This is a genomic window from Pseudomonas libanensis (assembly GCF_001439685.1).
Lineage (GTDB): Bacteria > Pseudomonadota > Gammaproteobacteria > Pseudomonadales > Pseudomonadaceae > Aquipseudomonas > Aquipseudomonas libanensis.
The window spans coordinates 233,445-255,333 of the sequence record NZ_JYLH01000006.1 but is presented as its reverse complement, the minus strand read 5'-3'; the positions used below and the strand labels follow the sequence as shown (position 1 = coordinate 255,333).

Annotated in this window: 28 protein-coding genes; 10 read left to right on the top strand and 18 right to left on the bottom strand. The window is 61.1% G+C overall.

All coding sequences use genetic code 11. The annotated features are described in order from the left end of the window. Positions 1–9: 9 nt before the first annotated feature. Complete coding sequence (locus tag TU73_RS12125; protein WP_057012389.1) at positions 10–1,101, bottom strand: zinc-binding metallopeptidase family protein; 1,092 nt, start codon at positions 1,099–1,101, stop codon at positions 10–12. Positions 1,102–1,357: 256 nt separating this feature from the next. Here TU73_RS12125 and TU73_RS12120 point away from each other — a divergent pair, with 256 nt between their 5' ends. The 3 genes from TU73_RS12120 (at position 1,358) to TU73_RS12110 (ending at position 2,713) form a co-directional block, all read left to right on the top strand. Then, a complete protein-coding gene (locus TU73_RS12120) occupies positions 1,358–2,095 on the top strand; it encodes an OBAP family protein (RefSeq protein ID WP_057012388.1) in 738 nt (245 codons plus the stop codon). 100 nt (positions 2,096–2,195) lie between these two features. Beyond that, positions 2,196–2,453, top strand: coding sequence for a DUF6555 family protein (locus TU73_RS12115; RefSeq protein ID WP_046072110.1), 258 nt, complete (start codon positions 2,196–2,198; stop codon positions 2,451–2,453). Next, positions 2,450–2,713 carry a hypothetical protein gene (locus TU73_RS12110; RefSeq protein WP_057012387.1) on the top strand — a complete coding sequence of 88 codons (264 nt, stop codon included), beginning with the start codon at positions 2,450–2,452 and terminating at the stop codon, positions 2,711–2,713. Before TU73_RS12115 ends, TU73_RS12110 begins: the two co-directional genes overlap by 4 nt. On the opposite strand, the gene TU73_RS12105 is transcribed toward TU73_RS12110, so the two are convergent. Both TU73_RS12105 and TU73_RS12100 read right to left on the bottom strand, forming a co-directional pair. Next, positions 2,704–3,147 carry a DUF421 domain-containing protein gene (locus tag TU73_RS12105; RefSeq protein WP_057012386.1) on the bottom strand — a complete coding sequence of 148 codons (444 nt, stop codon included), beginning with the start codon at positions 3,145–3,147 and terminating at the stop codon, positions 2,704–2,706. The two genes, TU73_RS12110 and TU73_RS12105, sit on opposite strands and share 10 nt — an antisense overlap. An 8-nt stretch (positions 3,148–3,155) precedes the next feature. Continuing rightward, positions 3,156–3,671: a hypothetical protein gene (locus tag TU73_RS12100; RefSeq protein ID WP_057012385.1), complete on the bottom strand. Its 516-nt coding sequence runs from the start codon at positions 3,669–3,671 to the stop codon at positions 3,156–3,158. Positions 3,672–3,888: 217 nt separating this feature from the next. Between TU73_RS12100 and TU73_RS12095 the strand changes: the two genes are divergently transcribed. From TU73_RS12095 to TU73_RS12085, 3 genes are all read left to right on the top strand, one after another. After that, positions 3,889–4,188, top strand: coding sequence for a hypothetical protein (locus TU73_RS12095; RefSeq protein WP_057012384.1), 300 nt, complete (start codon positions 3,889–3,891; stop codon positions 4,186–4,188). After that, a complete protein-coding gene (locus TU73_RS12090; RefSeq protein ID WP_057012383.1) occupies positions 4,188–4,436 on the top strand; it encodes a hypothetical protein in 249 nt (82 codons plus the stop codon). Before TU73_RS12095 ends, TU73_RS12090 begins: the two co-directional genes overlap by 1 nt. 123 nt (positions 4,437–4,559) lie before the next feature. Next, a complete protein-coding gene (locus tag TU73_RS12085; RefSeq protein WP_057012382.1) occupies positions 4,560–5,015 on the top strand; it encodes a GNAT family N-acetyltransferase in 456 nt (151 codons plus the stop codon). Between the two features lie 23 nt (positions 5,016–5,038). Here TU73_RS12085 and TU73_RS12080 read toward each other — a convergent pair whose 3' ends face one another. Next, complete coding sequence (locus tag TU73_RS12080) at positions 5,039–5,527, bottom strand: DUF2938 domain-containing protein (RefSeq protein ID WP_057012381.1); 489 nt, start codon at positions 5,525–5,527, stop codon at positions 5,039–5,041. Between the two features lie 81 nt (positions 5,528–5,608). Between TU73_RS12080 and TU73_RS12075 the strand changes: the two genes are divergently transcribed. Further along, entirely contained in the window at positions 5,609–6,061 is a 453-nt protein-coding gene (locus TU73_RS12075; protein WP_057012380.1) for a helix-turn-helix domain-containing protein, read from the top strand. Continuing rightward, a complete protein-coding gene (locus TU73_RS12070; RefSeq protein ID WP_057012379.1) occupies positions 6,058–6,507 on the top strand; it encodes an N-acetyltransferase in 450 nt (149 codons plus the stop codon). Before TU73_RS12075 ends, TU73_RS12070 begins: the two co-directional genes overlap by 4 nt. Before the next feature lie 232 nt (positions 6,508–6,739). Here the strand turns inward: TU73_RS12070 and TU73_RS12065 are convergent, their stop codons facing one another. Together TU73_RS12065 and TU73_RS12060 are read right to left on the bottom strand one after the other, a co-directional pair. Continuing rightward, a complete protein-coding gene (locus tag TU73_RS12065; protein ID WP_057012378.1) occupies positions 6,740–8,263 on the bottom strand; it encodes a sensor domain-containing diguanylate cyclase in 1,524 nt (507 codons plus the stop codon). A gap of 158 nt (positions 8,264–8,421) precedes the next feature. Further along, positions 8,422–9,321 (bottom strand): LysR family transcriptional regulator, encoded by a 900-nt coding sequence (locus tag TU73_RS12060; protein ID WP_057012377.1) that lies wholly within the window; start codon positions 9,319–9,321, stop codon positions 8,422–8,424. A 132-nt stretch (positions 9,322–9,453) separates the two neighbouring features. Here TU73_RS12060 and TU73_RS12055 point away from each other — a divergent pair, with 132 nt between their 5' ends. Further along, positions 9,454–10,068 carry an FMN-dependent NADH-azoreductase gene (locus tag TU73_RS12055; protein ID WP_057012376.1) on the top strand — a complete coding sequence of 205 codons (615 nt, stop codon included), beginning with the start codon at positions 9,454–9,456 and terminating at the stop codon, positions 10,066–10,068. A gap of 47 nt (positions 10,069–10,115) precedes the next feature. Here the strand turns inward: TU73_RS12055 and TU73_RS12050 are convergent, their stop codons facing one another. The 6 genes from TU73_RS12050 to TU73_RS12025 all read right to left on the bottom strand — a co-directional run bounded on the left by TU73_RS12050 (position 10,116) and on the right by TU73_RS12025 (position 15,859). After that, positions 10,116–10,877 (bottom strand): SDR family oxidoreductase, encoded by a 762-nt coding sequence (locus TU73_RS12050; RefSeq protein ID WP_057012375.1) that lies wholly within the window; start codon positions 10,875–10,877, stop codon positions 10,116–10,118. Between the two features lie 29 nt (positions 10,878–10,906). Further along, positions 10,907–11,734 (bottom strand): DMT family transporter, encoded by an 828-nt coding sequence (locus TU73_RS12045; protein ID WP_057012374.1) that lies wholly within the window; start codon positions 11,732–11,734, stop codon positions 10,907–10,909. 68 nt (positions 11,735–11,802) lie between these two features. After that, positions 11,803–12,705 (bottom strand): transcriptional regulator GcvA, encoded by a 903-nt coding sequence (gene gcvA, locus TU73_RS12040; RefSeq protein WP_057012373.1) that lies wholly within the window; start codon positions 12,703–12,705, stop codon positions 11,803–11,805. A 59-nt stretch (positions 12,706–12,764) separates the two neighbouring features. Continuing rightward, entirely contained in the window at positions 12,765–14,720 is a 1,956-nt protein-coding gene (locus tag TU73_RS12035; protein ID WP_057012372.1) for an FUSC family protein, read from the bottom strand. Then, positions 14,720–15,628 (bottom strand): efflux RND transporter periplasmic adaptor subunit, encoded by a 909-nt coding sequence (locus tag TU73_RS12030; RefSeq protein WP_057012371.1) that lies wholly within the window; start codon positions 15,626–15,628, stop codon positions 14,720–14,722. The genes TU73_RS12035 and TU73_RS12030 overlap by 1 nt, the downstream gene beginning before the upstream one ends. Positions 15,629–15,640: 12 nt before the next feature. Then, the gene (locus TU73_RS12025; RefSeq protein WP_414860412.1) at positions 15,641–15,859 is read right to left on the bottom strand and encodes a DUF1656 domain-containing protein; all 219 of its coding nucleotides are present in this window, start codon (positions 15,857–15,859) and stop codon (positions 15,641–15,643) included. A gap of 115 nt (positions 15,860–15,974) precedes the next feature. Here TU73_RS12025 and TU73_RS12020 point away from each other — a divergent pair, with 115 nt between their 5' ends. Beyond that, complete coding sequence (locus tag TU73_RS12020; RefSeq protein WP_057012370.1) at positions 15,975–16,760, top strand: AraC family transcriptional regulator; 786 nt, start codon at positions 15,975–15,977, stop codon at positions 16,758–16,760. Positions 16,761–17,331: 571 nt separating this feature from the next. Here TU73_RS12020 and TU73_RS12015 read toward each other — a convergent pair. Genes TU73_RS12015 through TU73_RS29335 form a run of 6 tightly spaced genes read right to left on the bottom strand, consistent with a single transcriptional unit; the run spans position 17,332 to position 21,883 of the window. Further along, on the bottom strand, positions 17,332–18,387 hold the full coding sequence (locus TU73_RS12015) for a protein-glutamate methylesterase/protein-glutamine glutaminase (protein ID WP_057012369.1): 1,056 nt from the start codon (positions 18,385–18,387) through the stop codon (positions 17,332–17,334). Beyond that, complete coding sequence (locus TU73_RS12010; protein ID WP_057012368.1) at positions 18,384–18,905, bottom strand: chemotaxis protein CheD; 522 nt, start codon at positions 18,903–18,905, stop codon at positions 18,384–18,386. Before TU73_RS12010 ends, TU73_RS12015 begins: the two co-directional genes overlap by 4 nt. After that, complete coding sequence (locus TU73_RS12005) at positions 18,898–19,701, bottom strand: CheR family methyltransferase (protein WP_057012367.1); 804 nt, start codon at positions 19,699–19,701, stop codon at positions 18,898–18,900. Before TU73_RS12005 ends, TU73_RS12010 begins: the two co-directional genes overlap by 8 nt. Positions 19,702–19,721: 20 nt before the next feature. Beyond that, entirely contained in the window at positions 19,722–20,246 is a 525-nt protein-coding gene (locus TU73_RS12000; protein ID WP_057012366.1) for a chemotaxis protein CheW, read from the bottom strand. Positions 20,247–20,302: 56 nt separating this feature from the next. Beyond that, positions 20,303–20,815, bottom strand: coding sequence for a chemotaxis protein CheW (locus TU73_RS11995; protein WP_057012365.1), 513 nt, complete (start codon positions 20,813–20,815; stop codon positions 20,303–20,305). A gap of 3 nt (positions 20,816–20,818) precedes the next feature. Beyond that, positions 20,819–21,883 (bottom strand): methyl-accepting chemotaxis protein, encoded by a 1,065-nt coding sequence (locus tag TU73_RS29335; protein WP_414860422.1) that lies wholly within the window; start codon positions 21,881–21,883, stop codon positions 20,819–20,821. Positions 21,884–21,889 lie beyond the last annotated feature (6 nt).

The following is a 21,889-nucleotide window of genomic DNA, read 5'->3' as shown; positions in this document are numbered from 1 at the left end:
GATGCTGGTTCAGTACGTGGCCAGGTAGTCGGCCAAAGTCTGTGCGCACGCTTCGATCGCACCGTCGACAATCACCTCATAGCCATGGGTGTTTTCCGTGGGAATCGCCACACAGCCAGCGCGGGCCGAGGTGCCGTTACTCATGACCGCACTGGCATCCGAGGCAAAATCCACCAGCAGGGCATATTGCGGCGCATAACCACAGCGTTGCGCTGCAGCCGCCAGGCCGCTCACCACCGACCGGGTGTAATAACTTTTCAGGTCACCGGTATTGATAATCGGATCTACCCCCAGACGCGTACCGTACTCATGCATCACCGGGCCGACTTCCACCGCGATAGTGGTATCGCCCGGCAGCGTTGCCGCAGCGTACATCGCGCCGGCATTGCACTCTTCTTCAAGGGTGGTGAAGACGAAGTACACATCGCAGGAAAGCGCTTGTCGTCGTCGCTTCAGGCACTGCGCAGCAAAGAGTACCGCGGCGATGGGCGCACGGTCGTCCAGGAAATGCGCGGCAATGGCATCCCCCACCCGAAACGGCTCGCGCCAGTGTTGGCTCAGGGTCACGCGGCTGCCTGGACGCACCCCATAGTCACGCAAGGTCTGACTTGAGCAACGCGTGATGACATGCACATCGTTCCAGTGCACATCCCCGGACAACACATCGGCGCCCTGGGGCGCGTTGGCAGTCATGTGCATCGAGCCAAAGGACAGCACACCCGGGATAAACTGGTGATCGCCCAGAATATCCACCGGGCACATGCCGAAGTTCACCGGGTTCGCGCCGCCCAACGCCGTCACGCGCAAGGTGCCATCCGCTTCGACATGCTTGACCACCATGGCGATTTCATCCATGTGCGCCATGATTTTCACCGCACGCCCGGGCTCGTGGCTGCCCTGCGTCGCCTTGACCAGGCCAATCACATTGCCAGCGGGATCGACCCAGGTTTCGTCACACAGCGGCCCGAGGCTTTCCAGGCAAATGGCACGCACCTCGTCTTCCTGGCCTCCGGGGCCGCGCGCGCGCAACAGCCGTTCAAGCAGTTGTGCCACGCCCTGTGCATCGTCGTTGGAATGGTCATCGTTTGGCTGGGGCTGCATCCGCCGGGTTCTCCCTTGTCGAAATCGATATCGGACGGTTCATGGGCGACGCTGTTCGCTGCATCGACCGCCGCGCTTGAGCGCTTATGAAAAATGACCCGTCGCGTTGACCAGCGTTCCAAAACTTTTAGCACTTAGGCTGCCTCCCCGGCGATGCGGCGCCTATCGACAGCCGCCCGCCAATCCGGTTGAACACCTGCTCGGCCAAGCCTTCTAACCCTCGGTACAGACTCACTGCCCATGGAGGGAATCCACGATGAAAAAACTCAGCCTGACACTGTCCATTGCCTTGCTGACCGCCTGCGCCAGCAACAACTCACCATCGAATGTGGTTGCGCCCGGTGACGCAAAGTCGCCCAGCACCCGCACCCTGGATGCTGGCGCTGCGGTGCTGCAATCGCGCCCGCCGGTGGATGCGTTGAATGCCTACCTGGACGGCTTCCATTTCTACAACGGCCACCCCGATGTGCAGATGGAAGCCCACCACTACTGCGCGATCCTCAATGAAGAAGTGATCCAGTGTGTGATCTACGACGGCAACCGCAAGGATGCCAAGCTGATGGGTGTGGAATACATCATCAGCGAGCAGCTGTTCAACACCCTGCCCGCGCAGGAGAAGGCGCTGTGGCATAGCCACGTGCATGAGGTCAAATCAGGCCAGTTGGTTGCACCGGGCATTCCACAAGTGGCTGAACATGCCCTGATGGAGAAACTCGTGCATACCTATGGCAAGACCTGGCACACCTGGCATACGGACCTTCACAAGCAGCTGCCGTTGGGCGTGCCACAACTGATGATGGGGTTTACCGCCGACGGCCAGGCCGACCCGAAGATGGTCGCCGAGCGGGATAAGCGCCTGGGTGTGGACAGCAACCAGAAGAAGGCCGCACGCGCGGATATCGCCACACGCGCCATTGCTCCAGGGGCGGACGCGTGGCGCCAAGGCACGATTATCCAGATCGACGATCCGACCCAGACTCCCCACCGGCACTGACCGCTTGACCACCGCAGTGCCAGCTATCGAGGTATCCGACAATCTTTCTGAATTTTTTCTGGCGTCAAATATCTGTAGCACATGAGTTTAGGGAGGCCTCATGAAAACCAACGAACTGTTTACCATCGAGTATCAACTTCACGGCAAGCCCAAGTCGTTCATCTTGCGTGCGCCGCAGATGAATAACGCCGACGCCTGGCATTGGGCAAGTTGCGATGCCGGTGTGGCGGTCATACCGAGGTTCGGGCAAAACAACCTCAAGCGCGTTTCCAAACCGATGGCGGAAAAATATGGCATCACTGATGTGCGCTGGTGCGGTGCGGCGCAACTCCAGTGGGCGGAGGATTTGACACAATGAACAGCCAGACGCTCGACTACACGCCTTCAGAGGCATGGGAAGACGAAATAGCACGGAACACCCGGATGTTTTTCGAAGCCGATCGGCTCGATACCTTGGCGTACCAAATCATCGAGTCCTACAGCGGCGATGCGAACACCTGGCTGCGCTTCACCGAAGCCAAGAAGCTCGCGGATGCGCAACGCACGGCGGCGTATCAGGAATGGATGCGAATCCATCGGGCGAAGGGAAGTAAGCGCCAACCCGGGCGTTATTCGTAGGGGATAACCGAGATCTTGCCGTTGCGCTCCAGAATCGCGAAGCGTATCTGCCGGATCTCGACAAGCCCTTGGGTGGACCGGGCCGCCTCAAGGATGTCGCCTTCATCCAGGCGCGCATGCTTGAGGCGTTTGTGCAGTACCTGGCCATCCTCGACCAGCACCGTCGGCCCACCATCCAGTACCCGTGCAAACCAGGTTGAGCGCTGCTTGACCAGTGAGAGGCCAATGTCGATGACAATCAAGGTGACGATCACCATCACGGCATTGGTCAGCGAGAAATCGTCGCCGAGCAGCGCCTGCTGGGTGGCCTCGCCGATGACCATCAACAGCACCAGGTCAAAGGTGGTGAGTTCAGCCAGTGTGCGCCTGCCGGCAACCTTGAACAGCACCAGCAGTACCAGGTAAATCGCCGCAGCCCGCAACACAGAGTCCATGGTCGCCCCTAGGGATAAATGAATTGGGAAAGGCCCACTGAAGCGCCCGATGCCAGCGCCACCTTGGTTTGAAAGCTGCCAACACCGTCGCTGTTGAGGGTCACGTGAAGCCTCGCATGACCGTCGTTGTCGCTGAGCACCCACACCTTCATGCCATCGCCTGCCGTACTGGCCTTGAGTGGCTGGGGTTGCAGCATTTGCACATTGAAGCCCTGCAACAGCGCGCCACTGAGCTCCACTTCAAGGGGCTCACGCGCCCGGCCTCGCACATGAATCACCAGTGCATCGGAAGAACCATTGCGCAGGAAGCGCTGGTACTCGACACGCAGCTGCCCATCGGCGCTGCGTACCTCGGCACTGCTCAATGGGCCCTTGGAAAACAGGCCGGCCAAGGTCAAGCCCATCAGCAGCACCATTGCATACCAACCCCATCGCTCGAAGCGCCAGACCTTGCGTTGCAAAGTCATGTCCTCGCTGACCGGGTAATTGCGGCTATGCAGGTCACGATGGTCTGGCGGCTTCATACCCTGTCCCCGGGTCCGGTTCATAACGTCTTAGGTGTGCGTGGGGCCGCGTGGGTTCATTCTTTCGCGGGACCACCCCGCCACCATCTAAAAAGAAGATGGTTTGGGCGGAACTGAATCGTTGAAATGATCGAAATTTCAACGGCAACCCAGTTGATACCGAGCCTGCCTGAGCGGGTCACAGCTCTATCAGTCCCGCTTAACCAGGAGCTTCGTCATGCAATACAACGACACGTACCCCCAGATGATGGCCTGCCGTCAATTGGCGATGGAGCAAAACCAGAAGCTGTTCGACCAGGCCAATGCCCTCAGCCGCAGCGCATTCCAATTGCTGGAAAGGCCCGACCTGGACAGCGAGCTGTTTGATCAATACCTGCACCTGCGCGGCAAGGCTGAGGCGCTGTTCCGTGAAGCGATTGATCACCTCGGCGTGCTCAACGAGCATTTTCCGGCACCGTCTTCATTGCATGAAAATGAGCGCTCCAGAAACGTGCAAATTGCCAAGGAGGTGGCCTGATGAACGACTCACAACGCGCCTGGGAACTGGCCATGGTATTGATTGCCAATGGCAGGATCCCGTTCGACCCGGCCAACCCGAGTGGGTCGGTGAAGATCCTCTCGCGTCATCTTCAAGCGCTGGAAGCCGCGCTGCATGACCAGGCGATTACCGCCGACACAGCGCCGACGCCCATCACCGGGCATGAACACACACGCCACGAGCGCCTGGGCAAAAACCGCAGGCCCTCGCTGGTGTGCGCCGATTGAGAGTGGGCAACCCTGTATGATTGGTTCGATCTGGCCCCTCTCCACTGCCACTGTACGGAACACCATGACTGTGACTGATCAGCAAGCAGGCTGGATAAAAGCGCAAATCGAAGCGGGCCCTTCATGACTCAATCCCGCTTTACCCCCGCCCCTCCACAGGTGCTGATCCGTCAGGCCATGCCCGATGATGTGCATGCCTTGGTCGAACTGGATGCCTACGCCACCGCCCACGCCAGCCGTCGCGTGTTTATCTACGACGCCGTGGTTCGCCAGCAGTGCCTGGTCGCCGTCGACGCTGGCGTATGCGCCGGCTACCTGGTGCTCAACCATGACTTTTTCGATCACGGCTTCGTCGCGCTGGTGGTTGTGTCACCCGCGCACCAGCGTCAGGGGGTGGCCCTGCGTCTGCTGGCGGCAGCCGAAGCGGCCTGCAAGACGCCCAAGCTCTTCGCCTCGACCAATGCCTCCAACACCGCATCCCAGGCACTCATGACCAAGGCCGGGTTTGTCCCCAGCGGGCAGATCGAGAACCTTGACGAAGGTGACCCTGAGCGGGTGTACGTCAAATTCATTCGCTGATCTACAGATCCATTTGTGACTGATCACGCCCAGGCGATCACCCACGCAGCCAAGTAGAGGCCCACACCAAACACCCCATGATTGATCAGGCTGCGTAGGCAGTTCTTGCGGGGCGTAGGCGTCTTGGATGAAGCAAACCCTGCGCCCATGGCGGGCTGTATCACCAACAGCGGGACAGCCACGGTGACCACACCCAACACGAGGGCCGGCACAAAGGTGGGCGCCTGCAACCAGTCAGCTCCTTCAACCCACACCAGCAGCAGCGCAAAAACCACACCCGTGACGTAATGCGCGATCCAGCCCAGGGTCACTTCCCCTCGAACCGGTAACGCCTGCCCGATGCTCGAATGAGTGAAACGGCCTTGGCACGCATGACCAACCCAACGCCCCACGAACGCGAAATTCAGCGTTGGCACGCCAAGGGCCTTCATCAGCAGCATCCACATATCCATCACCAGAGTGGCCCCTGTGCCCAACAACACCACCTGTGCAATCACTTCCAACACCGCCATACCCACCTCATATCCATGGACCCATTGAACCTGCGCAGGCATCATAGAAGTTGAAGTCAACTTCAAGTCAAGGGTCTGCCAATGGATATCACCGAGGTGGTCAAACGCACCGGCGTGCCTGCCCACACGTTGCGTTTTTATGACAAGAAAGGCTTGATCACCTCGACCAGCCAACCGGGCGCTCGCCGCCAGTTTGCCGCGGCAGTGGTTGAACAGTTGGCGGTAATCGCGCTCGGCCAGGCCGGTGGACTGTCGTTGGATGAGATACAGGTCATGCTGTCGCCCAATGGCCAGGCCGAGGTGGATAGAAGTGTGCTGCTGGCCAAGGCCGACGAGATGGATGCCACGGTCAAACAACTGAAGGCCATGAGTCGAGGCTTACGTCACGCCGCCGCTTGCCCTGCCCCCAACCACGCGCAATGCCCGAACTTCCAGCGGTTGCTCAAAATCGCTGCCGCAGGGGCGTTCAAGCGCAGTACTGTCGGCCGCCACACTGGGGTTCGGCCTGTTCACTCAACTGTTGAGGCATCATGATTCGCGACTTTCAACACACTGACCTGGAACCTGTGCTGGATATTTGGCTGCAAGCGTCAATCCTGGCCCATCATTTCATCGCCCCGGCGTTCTGGCATGAGCAACTGGACGCCATGCGTGACGTCTACCTGCCCAGCGCCGTGACACGCGTGTTTGAGGCCGACGGCAAAGTCCTCGGGTTCAGCTGCGTGTATGAAGACACCCTGGCGGCGCTGTTTGTAGCGCCCGCGCATCAGGGCAGCGGCGTGGGTACGCAGTTGCTTGCAGACGCAATGGGGTCCCGATCAGTTCTACAACTGAGCGTGTATTCGCAAAATTTACCCAGCCTGCACTTTTACAAGAAGCACGGGTTCATCGTACTCAACGAACAGCGGGACGAACATACGGGTCACTTGGAAAAGGTGATGTGCTGGAGCGCTGATGGCGCCCCAGGAACCTTTTCTTGAATACACAATCTGTGGTTCACCCTTTTGAGCTGATGTGAGAACCACCTTGATCCTGATTAAAGCCGCCTTCTGCCTTTCACTGCTCAGCGCCGGCTTCATCGTTGGCTATGCGGCGAAACCCACAACCGAGCTACAAGTCACAGCTGGCCAGCTCATGGAGTGCGGCGAACTCACGATGCCGACACTTGGGATGTGAACTGCGACCCGGCAAGCACATAAGTACAGGCCGTTTTCAGCCGCCCGAAGCAATGTCCGTGGGCTGCCGGGAAAACCCATTGCGTCCGGCAGCCTTCGCACCGTAAAGCGCCGCATCGGCCGCCTCGATCAAACCTAATACTGGCTCCAGCCGTGAGCCTGTACCCGTCGCAATGCCGATACTCACGCTCACGCGCCCGAAAGGGCTGCCGGGATGGGGGATGTTTGCCTGCTGCAGTCGCGCAAGGATCCTTTCTGCGACCACCGTCGCGCCTTCGCTGTCGGTCGCCGGCATGATGATCGCTATTTCTTCTCCGCCATAGCGCGCCACCAAGTCTGATGGTCGCTGCACACAGCCCTCCAACAGTGTACTGACTGCCTGTAAACACGCATCTCCCGCGACGTGACCGCAAGCGTCGTTGTAGCGCTTGAAATAGTCGATGTCGATCATCAGCAACGCCAGCGAGGTGCCTTCACGCTGCGCTCGACGCGCTTCCAGGGCCAGGGTTTCGTCGAAGCAGCGGCGGTTTGCCAGGCCGGTCAGCGCATCCTTCCTGGCCAATAGCGCCAATTGCCGATTGGAGTCGAGCAACTGTTGCTGGGCGACGCGCAGCGCATCTTCCGCCGCTGTACGTCGGCGGATATCGAGGATCAGGAACCAGCCGATCAACCCTGTCAGCCCCAGCAGCCCTGCCACCACGACTGCGGACAACGCCGCCTCGATACGCCACGCAGCGAGGGCTTCATGCTTGCCCAATGCGACAGTGGTGATCAGCGGCAGGGTCTCGCTTTTGCGGAACGCGTAGAGCCGCTCCACACCGTCCAGGCTGGAAGTGTAGGCGGCGGTGCCGACCGATTGGTCGACAAGGTACTTGGCATAGATAGGCGACTTGGAAAAGTTGCGGCCCATGTCCTGTTCGCGGAAAGGATAGCGCACCAACAGCGTGCCATCGGCGTAGGACAAACCGATCGCCCCCTCCTGGCCTACATCGAGTTTGCCGAATACGCGCAGGAAGTTTTCCACCCCCAGGGTGACCGCAACCACCCCGGCGAAGTTGCCCGATGCATCATTGAAGCGGCGGCTGATGGTCACCACCCACTCATGGTTGGTACGACTCTGGATCGGCGGGCCGATAAAAGGCTCACGGCTCGGATCATCGCGATGATGAATGAAATAAGCGCGATCGCTGCTGTGGGCACCCGCTGGGATCGGCCGGTTGGACGACATCAACCAGTGGCCGTGATGGTCGTAGACGGTGATGCCACTGAGTTGCGGCATCAACGGCTGCTGACGCCCGATCAAGGCACTGATGCGCTGGATCTGCGCCGGGCCACTGCCTTCGGTTTCCAGGCGTTCGACCAGCCCGAGCAACAGCAGCGAGCTTTGCCGCACGATACCTTCGGTGTAGGTGGTGAGTGCCTGGGTCAGGTTAAGGCCGTGCACGTCCACCTCCGCCAGCGCGCGCTCACGGGAAGACAGGACTTTCCAGATGGTCAGGGAGGTCAGGGAACAGCCAATCACCAACAGCAACAGCATCACCAGGCGAATATCACGCTTCACGTCAGCCCCTTAAGGAAGTCCGGTTTCCCACTCCAGTCGTCATTCAAACGCCGGCGCTTACCGCGGCCACATGTTCCGCGGCGCAAGCATACAAGCAGTCTGGCGTGGCTGCAGCTACTGTGAGCGCATAGGTTGAATCCGTGCTGTTGCGTCAAGACCTACCCGCACAGACGCCGGGCCAGATCATTCAGAAGCCATCGGCCTGCTATGCCCAGAGAACGATTTTGCATGTGCGCCGCATAGATCGTCAGTGTGTCGGGGGTACGCTGAAGTTCGGCGCTCAGTTCAAGGGGCAGGAGGCGCCCTGATGCCAGATGATCGGCAATCAGATGCTCGGGCATGCGACACCAACCAAACCCGGCGAGCAAAAAATCCAGGCGCCGTGCCAGGTCGACAAACCGCCACGGTTGACTGCCCACCACCCCATAGTTGGGGCCGTCGGGGGAAACCGGATCGGAGAGTACCAGTTGTACATAGGGCGCGAGGTCCGCACGGGTAGCCGGACGGCCCAGCATCGCCAAGGGGTGCCCGCTGGCGATGACAGGCCTGAGGGCGACGCTGAGCAGCGCCAAGGCGTGGATATCATCGGGCACGGTGGGAATCAGTGTGCACAGCGCCAATGCCGCCGCGCCGTTACGCAGTCGGCGCTCTGCCCCACCCAGGCCCTCCGTGGAAAAACTCACGGCCAGGTGCGGGAAAGCCTCACGGATAGCGCGCAGGCTTTCAATAAGCGGTGCGCTGGGGACCAGCGGGTCTATGGCGAGCGCCAGCTCCGGCTCAAGCCCTGCTGCCGTACTGGCAGCCATTGCTTCGAACTGGGCAGCGCTGGCCAGCACGGCGCGAGCCTGAACCACCAGCACCCTGCCCACCTCAGTGAGCATCGGACGATGGCCGCTGCGATCAAACAGTTGCACACCTTGAACGGACTCGAGCGTGGCAACTGACTGACTAATGGCAGATTGAGCGCGGCGCAGCTGGCGTCCGGTGGCTGAAAAACTCCCGGTATCTGCGATGGTGACCAGAATCCGCAACTGATCCAGGCTGAGGTTCCCGATCATGACCTATCACTTGGACAGATGGACTCAATCATATTTACATCACTCCTGCTTAGAGATCGCATTGGATAGAGTGTGTCGCACATCGCCGACAGCGACAACGCAAAACACACCATCGTCCCAGGAGTTACGTTCATGTCCCGGCTACTGAGCATTGAAACCAGCCCACGCGGCGCTGCCTCGATTTCCCGGCAACTCACTCGCCGGTTTATCGACGCATGGGAAGCTGCACATCCGGCAGGCACGATCAAAATACGCGATCTGACTGACACGCCGCTCAGGTTCGTGGAGGCTCCCTGGCTCCAGGCTTACTTCAAGCCAGAGAGCCAACACTCGCCAGAGATGAAAACCGTGTTGCAGCTTTCTGATCAGTTGGTGGCCGAGTTACTGGAAACCGATCACCTGGTTATCTCGACACCGGTCTACAACTACAATGTGCCTGCCGCGCTCAAGGCGTGGGTGGATCACGTGGTACGCAAAGGCCTGACGTTGGGCTTTGACGGCAAGGGGCTGGTGACCGGTAAAAAGGCCACGGTGCTGATCGCCTCGGGCGGTGTGTACAGCGGGGATTCGCCGATCAGGGAGCGTGACATTGCGAGCCAGTATTTGAAGCTGATCCTGAATGTCCTGGGCATCACCGATATCACCTTTATTGCAGCCGGCGGCGCTAAAGCGGTAGATCTCGGAGAAATCAGCATGCAGGATTTTCTCGCCGGCTTTGATGATCAAATCCAAGCAGCGTTGGTCTAGACTGCCGTCAGGCCTGGCCGGCGCTCACCGACGCCGGCATGACTGACTCATTTGCCTCCCGTCACATCCAGGAACGTACCCGTCACGAATGACGCCTCGGCACTGGCCAACCACAAAATTGCCCGCGCCACCTCCTCCGGCTGGCCGCCACGCCCCATGGGGATCGAGTCCTTGACCCGATCAACCCGCCCCGGCTCGCCGCCGCTGGCATGCATGTCGGTGTAGATGTGCCCGGGGCGAACACAGTTGACGCGGATGCCTTCCCGGGCCACTTCCTTGGCAAACCCGATGGTGAAGGTTTCCAGGGCGCCCTTTGACGCCGCGTAGTCGAGGTATTCATTCGGGCTGCCGAGGCGCGCCGAGGCCGAGGAGATATTGACCACCACGCCGCCCGCACCGTTGTGCCGGTACGCCATGCGCTTCACCGCCTGCTGGGCGCAGAGCATCGGGCCGATGGCGTTGACCGCGAAAATGCGCTGCATGCGCTCCAGGCTCAGGCCCTCAAGGCGCGACTGAGTCGCCAGCACGCCGGCATTATTGACCAGGACGTCGAGGCGCCCGAACCTGCGGTCGATGGCCGTGAATAAATCGGCGACCTGATCGAGGTCGGCGCTATCGGCCCGTACGGCCAGGGCCTTGCGGCCCATGGCCTCGATATCCGCAACCACCGCCAGCGCCGCGGACTCGTTGGCAACGTAGCTGATCGCCACGTCATAGCCTTTTGCGGCAGCCAGCCGGGCGGTCGCGGCACCCACTCCGCGACTGCCACCGGTGATCAGGATCAGCGGTGCCTGCGATACGTCAACCATTGAAAATACCTCCTTAGAAAATGGCTATGTCAGCCGATGATGAAGGTGCCGCCGGCGATCACCACACACGCCAGGATCCTGCGTGCGGTAAGGGTTTCGCCAAGAAAAAAGTAGCCGATCAACATCGCGAACAACACGCTGGTCTCGCGCAATGCCGACACCGCGCCCAACGGCGCTTCGTTCATGGCGTAGATCACGATCGCATAGGCGAGCAAAGACACCAGCCCGCCGACCACCGCGGCCAGGGTTCCGGGGCGCAGGCTTAATAAACTGCGGGCATCGCGCAGGCCGATGTACACCGCTGGCATCAGCACGCCCCACAACGCGCACATCCATACGGTGTAGGCCAGCGGCGCGCCGGAGAGCCTGGCGCCAATGCCATCGACGACGCTGTAGGCGGCGATGAAACAACCCGTTCCCAGCGCATAAGGCAGGCTGGGAACCGAAAGCCGGCGCCCACTGAAGGCCAGGGAAATAATCGCGCCTGACACCAGCGCAACCCCCAGCAACTCGCTGGGGGCGATGCGCTCCCCGGCGAAGACCGCAGCTCCCAGGGTGATCAGTGCCGGCGATGAGCCACGGGAAATCGGATAGATCTGCCCCAGGTCGCCCACCCGGTAGCTGCGCACCAGGAACAGGTTGTAGCCAACATGCAGCAACGCCGAAAGCACCCCATAGCCCCAGCTCTCAATCGCCGGCGGTGCCATGAACGCTGCGGCGATGACACAGGTGACGGCAATGGCCATGCACATGACCGTCATCGACCATAGCCGGTCGGCACCACCGCGCAATAGCGCGTTCCAGCTGGCATGCAGCAGTGCGGCGAACAGCACCAGGAAGATGATATGAGTCGGCATGCGCCATCTTAGGCAAGCCAAGGCCCCGGCTTACAGCGAAGTCTCCTCATCACAGCATGAACAGATACTCATACCGCCCGTTGCAGTTTCAGCGACTCTGCGAGCAACCATTGACGAAAGCTGACCACATGGGGTTGCGACTCGATGCCCTTGGGGCACACAAAATAGTAGGCAAGCGGTGACGGGAACGGCACATCGAACAGGCGCACCAGGCGGCCATCGCTGATTTCCTGCTCCACATGCCCGCTGCGCACCAAGGCGATACCATGACCGAGCAAGGCCGCCTCGACGGTCATGTTGGTGTCGCCAAACCTGACGCTTTCCCTGAGCGGCGAAAAGGCCAGCCCCACGGCTTGAAACCAGACCTCCCATTTCGGCGCCAGCTCGGCGCCATCCCGGGCCAGCAGCGGGAAATCCAACAAATGGGCGGGGCTGTCCGGGGTGCCGAGACGCCGCAACAGTTCGGGGCTGGCCACGGGAAACACCTGCTCGCCGAATAAAAACTCCGAATACAGGCCCGGGTAATTCCCCTTGCCCAGCCGGACCGCGACATCGGCCTGGGCGTCAGAAAAGTGAATGACGTTGTCCGTGGTGTCCAGCGCGACCAACAGCTCGGGGTGCTGGCGCGCGAGGTTCGGCAAGCGTGGCAGCAGCCATTTCAAGGCAAAGGAATAAGTGGTGCTGACCTTGAGTCGCACCCTGCCCTTTTGCTCGCGCAGGTCGGCCAGGGTGGCCTCCAGGCTCGTGAAGAATTCGCGCACGATGGGCGCCAGCGTAGCCCCCGCCGGGGTCAGGCGTAACGACTGGCCACGCTCGAACAACGCCAAGCCCCACAGCGCCTCCAGATGCTTGAGCTGGTGGCTGACTGCGCTCTGGGTGACATGCAACTCCTGGGCGGCCGCCGTAAAGGTCGGGTGCCGAGTGGCGGCTTCAAAGGCGCGCAAGGTCGCAGTGGGCGGCAGATCTCTCATAGGCAGGGTCCGTCGAGTTGGCAGTAAGCGCTGAGCATGAACGCTGACTCATGTTAGCGCTAATGCACGATGTTCGCGTACTGCTCCAGCAACCACGCCAAGTCCTGATAACCGCTCGCCAGATGAGGCGCGCCGAGCCTGCTCAACGACCGGGATGTGCGCCGCGCCTGTGCGGCGCCGATTGCGGGATGATGGGCATATCGTGCAACCCGCCGCGCACCGCTTTGCACACATCGGGCGACGGGAGATGCCGGATCAATACCGCTGGCTTTGCGCAGTAGCCGATTCAATTGCTTGCTCAGTTGCAGCGACAAGTAGCCCGCCGGGTCAATGTGCGGGTGATCAGCACCAAGCAAACTCTTCAACGTAACTAACCGGTGTTGTTGCTTCGCTTGCCATTGAGCATGATCGATTGTACTGGCCTGGCGTAGCAGCAGGCGTGTGTGCTGGTGGAGCGCACGTTTCAATGCGCGTACCTGCCTGGCTGGGTCTTTGGGCAGGATCTGGAACGCCAAGAGGCATACAAGCATCGCCACGATCCAGGCCAGCGCCTGGTTGGCGAAACCGACGAAATCGTAGGTGGCGGTCATGCCGGTGCTCACCAGGGTGTTGAACCCGATCAGGTAGGCAACCCCTTGCAGCGCGTGGCGAGGCTGGCTCGTCGCATGGATGCCGAATGACCAGAACGCAGCCATTACCAGGAGTAATAGAGGAAACCCGTTGATCTGGGGCATCAGCAGGAATTTGCACAGCGCCGCCGCCACAATCGCGTAGAGCGTGCCGCGGATAAAGCCGTTGATGCCTTGGGCCGGCGCGGCAGCCGTCGCCACCAGTGTGCAGCACGGCCCCAGCACCGCGAGTAAGGTGGGGCCCTGATCCCAACCGCTGAAATACCAGATCGCACCCGCACTCAGTGTGGCGAGCAGTGCCCGGATGCCGTTTCGCGCCGCATCCGCGTAATTGCGGTGGTACCCTACGGCGCGTATCGGCCCGCGCCGAGCCTGGTCGAGGCTGGAGAAATTCAGCAGGGCCTCGCGCAGATCTGTCAGTGGGTCGTCCAAGCGTTCGCTGCGCAACCGCGAGTGTGGGCTTGAGTCGGCAAGATCATCCGCCCAGCGACGCAACGGCTCCAGCGTATCGGCTGCGGCGCGAAAGCCGCAGCGAGCATCCGCCAGGCGTTCACTCAGTTGCTGCAACCCTGTGCTTATCCGGGCGCGCAACGCCGGGTCGATTCCGTGGTATGGGTCCTCCGGGTGCGCGTCGAGCACCGCCGATTGCAGATGCGCCAGACCGGCCTGAATCGCCAGCTGCCGCGAGCGGATCAGCGACGATTCGCCACGGCCGAGCCCCAGCTGGTCGTCCACCTTACCGATATCGATCGCGAGCTGGTGCCGTTGCGTCGCCAGCTGCGCAGGCTCTTCGCCCACAAGGCTTGCCGCGAGCAACCGGGCACTGCGCGCGCAGGCGTCGACGAGCGAGCTTCGAACTTTATGCTCCATGGTCTTGGCGCTGAACAGCGTCGCTACCAGGCTCAAGCTGAGCACGCCGAGCGCTACCGCCGTGCCACGGGTGATGATGTGGTCGAAGCCCTGTTCCGGGGCGACGATGGCAGGGCCCAGCGCCAAGCACACCGTATAGCCCGCCACCACTGCCGCGGTGGCCTGGTAATGACGCAGGACCGTCATTGCACCGACGCACAGGCCCAGCCATATGCCGACGCCCAGTATGAACAACAGCATCTGTTGCGCGAACAACCCCATCAGCACAAAGGCCGCGACCATACCGACCAGCGTGCCCAGCATCCGGTACACACCCTTGCCTCGCACCGCCCCCTGGATAGGCTGCACCAGCAGCAACACGGTGGAAGCACCCGAGAACGGCGAATCCAGATGCAGTTGCAAGCCAAGCCACAGTGCCAGGCCGGCCGCCAATAGACTGCGCAGCACGTAGGCAAGCGTGGCGGATGTCCAGGGCCGAGGGATCGCCGCGAAAAAGCGTGTCGCCAGGTCAGTCATCACATGAACGCCTGCAGCCATTGGGTGAGTCGCCAACGCGGTGCGGCACCCGGCTGCGTCACTTCGACACTGGCGGTCATGCCCGCCGCCAACTCTACCCCGTCCGGCACCTTGTCCAACTCGATGCGCACGGGCACACGCTGCGCCAACCGAATCCAGCTGAAGGTCGGGCTCACCTGGGGCAAGCCGCTGTCGTTGCGCAACTCATTGGTGTCGGCAATGCCTCTGCCCAGGCTTGCCACGTGACCTTGCAGCAGCGGGTCAAAGCCCATCAGCTTGATCGACACCGCTGCGCCGATGCGTACGCCCGGCAGCTTGGTCTCTTCAAAATAGCCCGTGATCCAGAAACTATGACCGTCGACTACAAACAGGTTGGTGGTGCCCGCCTGCGCATAGTCACCGGGCTGCAGGCGCAGTTGCGTGACATAGCCATCCACCGGTGCACGAATGGTGGTGCGGTCCAGGTCGAGCTGGGCCTGGGCCAACTGGCTGCGTGCCGCGTCCAGGCGCGCCTGGGCCACGGCCAAGTCACGCGCGGCATTGTCGATCTCTTCACGGGCAATGGCGCCGCCCAGCTGCGCTCGCCGCTTGAATTGCGCGCTGCGCTGCTCGAACACACTGCGCGCTTCTGCGAACTCTGCGGTGCGCTGCTGCTGGGTCAATCGATAAGCACGCGCATCGATGCGATAGAGCGGGTCGCCCTTTGCCACCCATTGGTTGTCACTGGCCCACAGCTGATCGATTTGGCCGGACACCTCGGGGGCAATGCGGATCACCTGGGCACTCACCCGCCCGTCCCGCGTCCAGGGCGCCAGCACGTAGGCCCGCCAGAGTTGCAGGCAAAACAACAGGGCCAACACGCCCAGCCCCAGGGTGGCGGCAGTTTTAAGGAGTTTGACGATAGACATGCGCGGCCTCACTCAGTAATTGACGACCATCGTCGACACGACAATGAGCGAGACGAAAAAACGCGCCAGCGCCGGGTGCCACGCCCGGTCGAGCCAGCGGCGGGTCAGGCGCTCGATCAACTGGTAGGCCAGGACGGATGCACCCAGGTAAACCAGCAAGGGCGGAAAGTAGAGGTTGGCAATCGAGATTTCGCTGAGCATGGCAAGCACCGGGTTCGGAAGGTCTGGCATTCGCCCGCCTACTGAAGGCGGGGCTTGCAGGTAATGCTAGGGAATGACTGCCACTGCCGATATTGAGTACACTGCCAAAATATAACCAAATTCGGACAACCTTGGATGACCGTGCATGGCCGAAATCCACGTCGATCAGTTTGAGTACGACACCCTTTCCCAGCCCGCCGTAGCGCTGATGCTGGAAACCCAGCGCAACGACAGCGAGTCCGCCGTACACAAGCACCGCAAGGGGCAACTGGTGGTGGCGTATTGCGGTGGCATTGTGTGTACGGTGGAAGATGGCGTGTGGATGGTGCCGTCAGGGTTCGGCGTGTGGATTCCGGGGGGCGTCGCCCACAGCAACCGCGTGACGGCCAACGGGCAGGTGTGTTTTCTGTTCGTGGAGCCCGGCGTCGCGTCGCTGCCGGATCGCTGCTGTACCTTGGCGCTGTCGCCATTGATCCTGGAACTGATCCTGCACCTGAGCGGCCAGGCCCAGGATTACCCGGCCGACTCACGGAGTGCGCGGTTGGCCCACGTACTGCTTGAAGAACTTGAACTGGCCCCCACCGAACAGCTCTACCTGCCTTTACCCGCCTCAAACCCGCTGCGCACCATTGCCCGGGCACTGGCGCAAGATCCCGCCAACCGCGCCACCATGGCGAGCTGGGCGCGTCACGTCGCCATGAGCGAACGCTCCCTGGCCCGCCTGGTAAAAGCCGAAACCGGCCTGACCTTCGGGCAATGGCGCAAGCAGTGGCAGATCATCGTCGCCCTGCAAAGCCTGGCCGAAGGGCAATCGGTGCAGAGAACCGCTGAAGCCCTCGGCTATGAGTCTGTCAGCTCGTTCATCACGATGTTTCGTAAAACCCTGGGCACCTCACCGGCCCGTTACCTGCGCAATACCACATTGCGGTAATGAGCCGGTAACACGCTTAAAGTGTGTAAGAAGCCGCCGCAGTGGATGTGTAGTTTTTTTGGGGGATATCAAGCTCGAACAGAAAAGCGCACGTTCATGTGGTCTCGTCCTTTATCACCTCAGCATTCCAGCTCTACGTGAGCTCATCTGACAATCCAAACAGAAGCAGGCTACGTAACAGCGCAGCCTTTACGCGCGGTTCCTCCTAGCTGTGTCGCCTGTCAGGCCGCCTTCGCGAGCAAGCCCGCTCCCACAGTTTGATTGCGGGGTGTCAGGTAGATTGGCATCGGCTGGCAGGCCGTCATCGCAGGCAAGCCAGCTCCCACATTTGGATCGCGGTGCGTCAGCTCGATCAGCGTCGGCTGTCAGTCCGTCACGGGAGCAAGCTCCCTCGCCACAGGTCCAGCGTCGCCCCAAAGTTGTGTAGATACCTATGGCCATCGGGGGCAAGCCCCCTCCCACATTTTTATCGCGTGCAGTCAAGCAGACCGCCACGAAATCAAGCTAACTCGTTACAGGTTCAGGGTCACGCCAGAGTTGTGTACCGGCATAAGCAGCCTGGCAGACAAGTTCACCGATGCAAAATCGCCCGATGAATATCCTCCAACGCCATGATGCGCTGGGCGGCGTTGAGCTTGATCGCTTCCTTGGGCATGCCGAACACCACGCAACTGGCCTCGTCCTGGGCCACCGTGGCGGCACCGGCGTCGAACATCTCCTTGAGCCCGCGCGCGCCGTCGTCGCCCATCCCGGTCATGATGATGCCCAGCGCGTTGCCACCGGCACTGCGGGCAACGGAACGAAACAGCACGTCAACCGAGGGCCGATGCCGGCTCACCGGTGGGCCGTCAACGATTTCCACCTGGTATTGGGCACCGTTGCGCTTGAGCACCATGTGTCGGCCGCCGGGGGCGATCAATGCGCAACCGGGGATGACCCGGTCGCCATTTTTCGCCTCCCTGACCTCGATTTCACACAGTCGATTGAGTCGCTCGGCAAACGCCGCGGTGAAGTGTTCAGGCATGTGCTGCACGATCACGATGCCCGGGCACACCCTGGGCAGCGCGGTCAGTATGAACTCCAGGGCTTGAGTACCGCCTGTTGAGGTGCCGATGGCGACAATATTTTCGGTGGTACGCGCCATTGCCTGGGCGCCCGCCGCAAGAATGGCGTCGGCACTCACCCTCTGGGGAGCACGTTCACCGCACGCCACCATCCGTTTCATGTTGGCCTTGGCTGCGGCCTTGACGGCCCCCGCCAGTTCATCGGCGCTGTCGGTCAGGAACTGGCGCAAATTCAACTGCGGCTTGGTGACGATACTGACGGCCCCTGCCGCCAACGCCTGCATGGTGGTGGCCGCGCCCTTCTCGGTCAAGGTCGAGCAGATGACCACCGGCGTGGGGCGTTCGGCCATGAGTTTCTTGAGGAACGTAATGCCATCCATGCGCGGCATCTCGACGTCCAGCACGATCACATCCGGCCATTGCTTGTTCATTTTATCCATGGCGAACACCGGATCCGCCGCCGCGCCTATCACTTCAATGGCGGGGTCTCGTCCAAGGGTCGCCGTCAATACCTGGCGGACCACGGCAGAGTCGTCAATGATCAGTACTTTGATAGGACTCATAGCGCACGCTCTCGTTGAGGGCTGCTGAGGGGGCGCTGCAGCGCCAGATAGTTGAGTTGAATATCGCCATTGGCCAGGTCGAATACCACGGCGCGATACCCCACGCCTTCCACGTGCCAGTTCAGGCACCGCAGGTGATGCACGTCGAGCAGGCGCCGGGCTTGCTCGACATTGCGTTGCCCGACGTAGTGGTTGTCCGGGCGCACCAGCCCGGGAAACATATTCCCGCCGCCATACACATTGATCCTGAACTCCGTCGGCGGCACCTTGCTCGCGCGCATGGCATCGAGCAGCAGTTGCAGCGCCTCATCGCCATATCGACCGTCCAGGGGCTTGGCGCTCGTCGCAGCACGCTGGGGCAGCAGGTAGTGACACATGCCGCCCAACAAGCGCTGCGGATGCCAGAACACCAGGGCCACGCAGGAGCCCAGCACCGTGCGCAGCCGGATCGCGCCGGTGCCGAAAAACCACTCGCCAGGATTCAGGAACACCTCGCGGGAAGGTTGAGTGTCAGGCATGTGGCCTCCGATAGATCGACGGCTTGATCAGCTTCAGCTCGTCGGTCACGCCGTTGAGGCTTTCCGAGTGACTGACCAGAAAATAGCCGCCGGGCTTGAGATGGCTGACCAGACGCTTGACGACCTGCACTTTGGTATCGCTGTCGAAATAGATCATCACGTTGCGCAGGAAGATCACGTCGAACATGCCGACTTTCGGCAGCGGATTGTTCAAATTGATCGCCTGGAAATCGATTTTCGCCGCGAGCGCCGGCTCGATCATGAAGCAACCGTGGTTGGCGCCGACGCCCTTGAGGCAATATTTGTGCAGCAGCGCTTCGGGAATGCCGCGTATACCCTCGAGGGGGTAGCGCCCTTGGCGGGCTTTATCCAACACACGGCTGCTGATGTCCGACGCCATGATCTCCCAGGGCCGACCGGCCAGGTTGTCGGCCAGCACCATCGCCAGGGTGTAAGGTTCTTCACCGGTGGAGCAGGCGCCACTCCATACCCGCAGCGTTGCGTTGCCACGCAGTTCGGGCAGGGCCACGTCACGCAGGAAGTCAAAATGCTTGGGCTCACGGAAAAAATAGGTCTCGTTGGTGGTCAGCATGTCTACTGCCACCTGCAGTTCCGTGGCGTCCTTCATCAACACCTTGTAGTAAGCACCGTAGGTCGTGAGCTCGAACGCCTGCAGTCGCTTGGCAAGCCGTGCGCTGACCAACTGTTTTTTCGCATCGGACAGGCTGATGCCGGCGATCTGATGGATAAGGCTGCGAAACTGCTGGAACTCGGCGTCGGAAAGAATAACGTTCATAAGGGCATCCCAAAAGTTGATCAGGCGGTGGCAGGCAGCAAGGCTTCAAGGTCTGCCAGCACCTCGATCGGTTCCAGGGACAACACGCGACCAATATCCAGTAACAGCACAAAACCGCTGTCCAATTTGCCGATACCCAACAGAAAATCGGCCCTGACCTCGGTGCCGACACTCAGCGAAGGTTCGATATCCTGCTCGGCGATTTCAAGCACCTCGCTGACTGCATCCACAATGATGCCCACCGGCTTGCGCACGCTACCGACCAGTACCTCCAGAATCACAAAGCAGGTTCTTGAGGTTTGCAGCGTCCGTTCGCCGCGAAAGCGCACGCCCAGGTCCAGTATCGGCACCGCAGCGCCTCGCAGATTGATCACCCCGCGCAGGCTGGCCGGCAGCAACGGCACATGGGTGATCGGCCCATATTCGATGATCTCGCGCACGTTGAGCGTGCCGACCGCGAACATCTCCCCGCCTAACTCGAAGGTGAGGTATTGGCTCGGGCCCGAGATCGCAGCACTGCCAGGACTTTCGATGGATAACGCCATGATTCACCTCGGATCAATTGCTTTGCGCCCGCACCTGGGGGGCACGGTCGTACACCTCAAGCGCGCATCAGGCCGGCGATCTCATCGACGCACAGCACCTGCTCGATTTGCAGCAGCGTGACAAACGCACCTCGCACCTTGGTCATCCCCCTGATGAAGTCGGTACGAATAGGGTTGCCGAAGGCCGGCGCGGGCTTGATGTCGATATCGAGGATCTCGATCACCTCGCTGACCGAGTCCACCACCACTCCCAGCACCTGGGACTCGCCCTCCTTGGCCGCTTCGAGAATGACGATGCACGTGCGGCTGCCAAGGTCCGTCACGCCCTTGCCGAACCGGGCCTTGAGGTCCACCACCGGTACCACCGAGCCACGCAGATTGATCACCCCGCGCAGGAACTCCGGCATCATCGGCACGCTGGTCACCTGGCTGTATTCGATGATTTCGCGAACGCTCAGTGTGTTGACCGCGTACATCTCCTGATCAGCCGAGAAGGTCAGGTACTGCAAGGGCTCGCCGCCTTGCAGCGCTGGGGCTGAAGTGCCAGGCACAACGGCTGAGGCACTCATGGGTCAACTCCCGAAGCGGACGAAACCGCTCTCCACCGCACGGCTGTCATGATCCGACAGCGACGCCGCACGCCCCAGACCCGACGGTGCAACAGCGCGCCCGACGCGCTTGCCCTGTACGGTGAAAAAGCCCATCAGTTCCTGCAACTGCTCGGCCTGGCCGCTCATTTCCTCGGCAGTCGCGGCCAACTCTTCGGAGGCCGATGCGTTTTGCTGAGTCAGTTGGCTCATTTGCGACATCGCGCTGTTGATCTGCTCGGAGCCAATGGATTGTTCTTCCGAGGCGGCCGCAATTTCCTGCACCAGGTCAGAGGTCTTGGCGATCGAAGGCACGATTTCATCCAGCAGGTTGCCCGCCCGTTCGGCCAGGGCCACGCTGTTCTTGGCCACTTCACTGATTTCCTGCGCCGCGATCTGGCTGCGCTCGGCCAATTTGCGCACCTCGGCTGCCACCACCGCGAAGCCTTTACCGTGCTCGCCGGCCCGCGCCGCTTCAATCGCCGCGTTGAGCGCCAACAGGTTGGTCTGGTAGGCGATGGAATCGACGATGCCGATTTTTTCAGCGATGGTCTTCATCGCCGCCACCGTGTCCTTCACGGCGCGACCGCCTTCGGACGCCTCTTTGTTAGCCTTGCCCGCCATGCCATCGGTTACCTTGGCGTTTTCGGTGTTCTGGGCGATGGACGCTGACATTTGCTCCATCGACGCCGAGGTTTGCTCCACCGATGCCGCCTGTTCGGACGCCGATTGCGCCATGCTCTGGGCGGTGGCGGAGATCTCCTCGGAAGCGCTGGACAACGAGTCGGCCGACCCGCGCACTTCGCCGATGATTTCCGAGAGTTTTTCCACGGTGCCGTTGACCGAGTTTTTCAGCTCCAGGAACTTGCCTTGATAGTCACCTACGATGGTCCGGGTCAGATCGCCACTGGAGATCGACGCCAGGACGTCCATGGCTTCGGTGATCGGCACGATGATCGCATCCAGCGAGCCGTTGATTCCCAGGATGATGCGACGGAAATCGCCCTGATGGCGAGAGGCATCCGGCCGGGTATCGAGTTTGCCGATCATCGCGCT